The 5,062-nt window shown below is 45.0% G+C and carries 3 protein-coding genes; all 3 read left to right on the top strand.

Annotation, left to right across the window (positions count from 1 at the left end):
- Positions 1-2,943: TonB-dependent receptor (locus VMW01_04000; GenBank protein ID HUW05403.1), on the top strand; the 2,943-nt coding region annotated here is incomplete at its 5' end.
- 12 nt (positions 2,944-2,955) lie between these two features.
- Positions 2,956-4,512, top strand: coding sequence for a RagB/SusD family nutrient uptake outer membrane protein (locus VMW01_03995; GenBank protein HUW05402.1), 1,557 nt, complete (start codon positions 2,956-2,958; stop codon positions 4,510-4,512).
- Between the two features lie 50 nt (positions 4,513-4,562).
- The coding region (locus tag VMW01_03990; protein HUW05401.1) for a hypothetical protein at positions 4,563-5,062 on the top strand (500 nt) is incomplete at its 3' end.

The raw sequence follows: 5,062 nt of genomic DNA, 5'->3' as shown, positions 1-5,062 counted from the left end.
ACCGACCTCGATGGTAAATACCATCTGGTATCGGATCAGTTGAATCCCCAATCGATCCTTGTATACTCCTATATGGGATATACACCGGTAGAGGAAGTTTTAGGAAACCGCACGGCGATTGATGTGAAGCTAAATCAAAGTACGGTAATGATGGATGACCTGGTGGTTATTGGCTATGGATCGGCTAAAAGGCGCGATGTGCTGGGTGCCGTAACCAAGGTGAATAATGCCGATCTCAATAAAGTTCCGGTAGCAGGGCTTGATCAAGCTTTGCAGGGTCGTGCAGCGGGGGTTTTGGTAACTCAAAATACCGGTGCTCCCGGTGAGGGGGTAACGGTGCGTATTCGTGGTATTGGTTCCATCAACTCGAGCAACGACCCGCTCTATATTGTTGACGGTATTCCAATGGCCGATGCTCTCAATACTCTTTCTCCCGGTGATATCGAAAGTGTTACAGTGCTGAAAGATGCATCATCCGCTGCAATTTATGGTTCTCGTGCCAATAATGGAGTGGTGTTAATAACCACCAAAAAAGGGAAAAAAGGTGAAACCAAGGTCACCTATCACGGCCAAACGGGATTCCAGCAGGCTACTCGCCTCACTAAAATGGTCAATACTACCGACTATATCACCATTTACAACGAGGCCGCTACTAACGATAATTCATATTTAGCTGCAGGCTTGCAGCCGCGGCCACTTATAACCCCTGCCGATGCGGTGAATTTTGCCAATGTAAACTATCTGAAGGAACTATTTCAAAAAGCACCTATCAGCTCTCATGAACTCTCCATTTCGGGTGGAAATGAGACGACCAACTATATAATTTCGGCATCGTATTTTAATCAGCAAGGAATCATAAAGAGCACCGACTACACTCGTGGAACGGTGAGAGTTGATTTGAATACCGAAGTTAACAAAAGAGTTACCGTTGGTGTAAGTATGCTCACAGGTCTTTCGAGCAACGATATAATTGGAAGTTCAGGCGATGGTGCAGGCGGCAACGGTGGTAGCGTAGTAAGATATGCCTTCTTTCGAAACCCCGCCATTCCAGTTAGATATCCAGATGGAACCTTTGTTGATTTACCTTCAGCATATTTTGGGGCTCAGGTTTATAATACCTTCTTGGGTGATGGGTATAACCCCATTGGGATGGAGGCATATAACGATAATAATCGCAAGGACAACACCTATCTTGGTAAGGCCTATCTAAAGGTTAAAATAACCAAAGATTTGAAGTTTACCTCCAACGTTGGTATTGATTATCGTAACACCAATACCCGCACCTTTTATCCAACCTGGGGAACATTAAACCGTGTAACTGCGATAAACGGTTTGAATGTTAGCAATTCGCAAAGCACGAATTTGACCGAAAACAATATCCTTGACTACTCAACAACCATCTCTGATTCGCATAATATCTCTGCAATGGTCGGGTTTGAGGCCATAAAGAATAGCGACGGAGGCTTCAATGGTAGCGATATGAATTTTCCAATCCAACAGAGCGATGTTCTCTTCCTAGGAAATGGACTGGGAACTAAAACCGTTGGCCAATTCAAGGATGCCAATACCTTGGCCTCATTTTTTGGAAGAGTAAGCTACGATTACAAGCAGAAGTATTTCATCTCAGGAACCTTACGCAGAGATGGTACTTCAATGTTTATTGGGAATAACAAGTGGGGAACCTTCTATTCGTTATCTGCCGGTTGGGCACTTAAAGAGGAAGCTTTTCTTAAGGATGTTTCCTGGCTCAGCAATCTTAAACTGCGTGCAGGTTACGGCGCCGTTGGTAACCAAAATATTACACCCTACGCCAATGTTGGTAGAATGTCAGCAAATTACAACTATCCGTTCGGCGGAATATCCAATAGCGGATATGCGCAAACCACGCTCGGTAATAGGAATCTGAAGTGGGAAACGAGTTACCAGTACAATGGCGGTTTGGATGCTGAACTTTGGAATGGCGCCTTCGCGTTTTCGGTTGATTACTACTACAAGATAACGCAGAATATGCTTGTTTATGCCTCCAATCCTCCATCGGTTGGCTATGAGGCCGCACCATGGGTTAATAATGGGTCAGTATTGAATTCAGGGCTTGAGTTGGAGGCGTCCTATCGTCATTCAAAGCGGGAGTGGGGCTTCTCCGTAAGTGGAAACCTCTCCTTCATTCACAACGAGGTTCTCAAGCTGGATGCACCCATTAGAAATGGCCTTGTTGAGACCGGAACTTACGCAACTTTGACAGACGTTGGACACCCCATTGGCTCCTTTTACATGCTTCAGATGGATGGTATTTTCCAAAATGCATCCGAAGTATTGCTCTCGGCATATCAGGGCGCCAACATTCGACCGGGCGATGTGAAATTTAAGGATCAAAATGGGGATGGGCGTATTGACAATAAAGATAGGGTACACCTTGGTAGCGCTATCCCAAAAATGACGTTAGGGGTTAACCTGGCTGCTCACTATAAGAATTTTGATGTGAGTCTCTTCTTTCAGGGAACCTACGGCAATAAAATTTATTCGCAGATAAATCAAGATATTGAAGGATTCTATCGCGGTTTTCCTGTAACACAGCGCTATTTTGATCAACGCTGGACAGGGGAGGGCACCTCGAATACCCAGCCAAGAGCTTCGTGGAGTGCCAAGGCGAACAACGCCATGCCTTCATCGCGTTTTCTTGAGGATGGCTCATACCTGCGGTTGAAAAACTTACAGTTTGGCTATACAATATCTCCCAAAATTCTTAAGGTAGTTGGGTTGTCGTTGGCGCGAGTTTATGTGTCAGGAAGCAATCTGCTCACCTTCACAAAGTATTCGGGTCTTGACCCAGAAATGACCGTAAGCAATAACTCTCAAAGCGAAGGAGATGCTGCTAATGGTATCGATTGGGGAACCTATCCTTCGGCTAGGACTATAATGTTTGGACTAGATCTCACATTTTAATGACATCGGGCTATGAAATGGAACTATAAAATTAATTCAGGTGCAATTCGTCATCAGGTAACTCGTGTGCTTAGCACTACTAACCGTTCTTTTGGATACCGTAAAACGCTCTTATTATTGTCGCTTTCGTTAGCAATACTTAGCAGCTGTACCAAATTTTTAACGGAGGATCTGCAAGGCCAATTTTCTTCTGATAACTTCTACCAAAACGAAGAACAAGCACTTCAGGCCATCAATGGCACTTATCAAGCCATTACGTTTACTTCACCCAATAATCTTATTTGGGTTTTCGGTGATGTGGCTTCCGATGATGCCGTAAAGGGAGGTAATCCGGGAGATCAGGCAGAGATTACCTTCATCGATGCGTTCAATGCAAATTCAAACAATGGTGTTATAAGCAATTACTGGAGCTTTGCCTATGAAGCCATTACTCGTGCCAATAACGTAATAGCATACGTACCTGCCGTTACCATGGATGCGGGCTTAAAAAATAGAATAATAGGAGAAGCAAAGTTCATTAGGGCATACAGCTATTTCAACCTTGTGAATATTTTTGGAAGGGTTCCCCTAAAGTTGCTCCCTCCAACTACCCAAGCTGCCATTCATGTTCCTTTGAGCGATGTATCCGATATTTATGCTCAAATTCAGACCGATTTATTGGATGCGGCTGCGGTTTTACCCGTTTCATACACCTCCTCTGATGTAGGCCGAGTTACGCGTGGAGCGGCTCTTGCCATGCTTGGAAAGGTTAACTTGTATCAACAGAATTGGACAGCTGCCCTTGGATACTTTCAGCAGGTTGAGGCCCTAGGAATATATCACCTCCTTCCAAACTATGCCGATAACTTTAAGCTGGCCTACGAAAACAGCAGCGAATCAATCTTTGAAATTCAACACCTCTCGGGACAAATCCCATCGGGTGAAGGAAGTGAATTAAATCAGTGGTTTGCCCCTTCCGTTGATGGAGGATATTACTTCGATGCCCCAACCCAAAGCTTGGTGGACGCCTTTGAGGTAAGTACTTCCACTGGTGACGTTGACCCGCGCCTGGATGCTTCCATTGGTCGTGATGGTCAGCCTTGGTTGGATGGTGATGTTTTTAGCGCATCATGGTCACCAGCAACTGGATATCTCACCAAGAAGCATCAACAGCCACTTTCACAAGTTTCAGCGGCGCTTAAGGGGGATGGTGACCTTAACTACATCTACTTCCGATATGCCGATCTTTTATTGATGAAGGCTGAAGCATTTAACGAAATTGGCAATGCCGATTCGGCTAAAGCAAATCTCAATATAGTAAGGCATAGGGCACTAGCCAGCTTTAATGGCACTCCACCTCCCGATCTGCTTAATGATGTCACCACCTCAAATCAGGATCAACTCCGGACCGCCATCCAGCATGAGCGTAGGGTTGAGCTGGCACAGGAGTTTCACCGCTACTTCGACCTAATGCGGTGGGGAAAAACAGTGGCTGAAGCTGCGCTTGGACCCGATTTTAACTACGAAACCAAGCGGTATCTCCCAATACCACAGGCCGAAATAGATGCCAACGAAAATATAAATCCTTAAAACAAATACAAATTTCACCGAACATTACTCACCCTTTAAAACTAAACGTTATGAAAATGACAAATTTGAAGAAGTTCCAAACATTGCTGCTTACACTCGTTGTAGGTTCAGCTTTGTTACTTGGATCGTGCTCGAAAGACAGCAGTACCTCTGTTGTTGCAGGAGACAAAACAGCGCTCACAGCTTTAATTGCCCAAGCCGATGCGCTTGTTGCTGCTGCAAGCCCTAACGATTACCCTCAAGCTGCGATCGACAATTTTACGACAACACTACAAACCGTTAAAACTGCCGCCGCTGCAACTAATCTTACACAAGCTCAGATTAACAACCTGGTTACACAGCTAACCGAAGCCATGACCACCTTTAATGCTGCGGCCTATGGTTTTATTGACGATGCCTTATACTTGAAGGCTGGCTGGCACTTTGACGAAGGAACTGGTTCTACTGCAACAGGTTTCTCAAGCGCTCAGCATGTGGCAACTTTTGCAAAAAGCTGGACTACTCTATTGGGTGCTAATGCAGCATTACCAACATGGGTTGATGGTGTCAA

The organism is Williamwhitmania sp., from assembly GCA_035529935.1.
GTDB lineage: Bacteria > Bacteroidota > Bacteroidia > Bacteroidales > Williamwhitmaniaceae > Williamwhitmania.
This window is presented reverse-complemented; position numbering and strand designations above follow the sequence as displayed.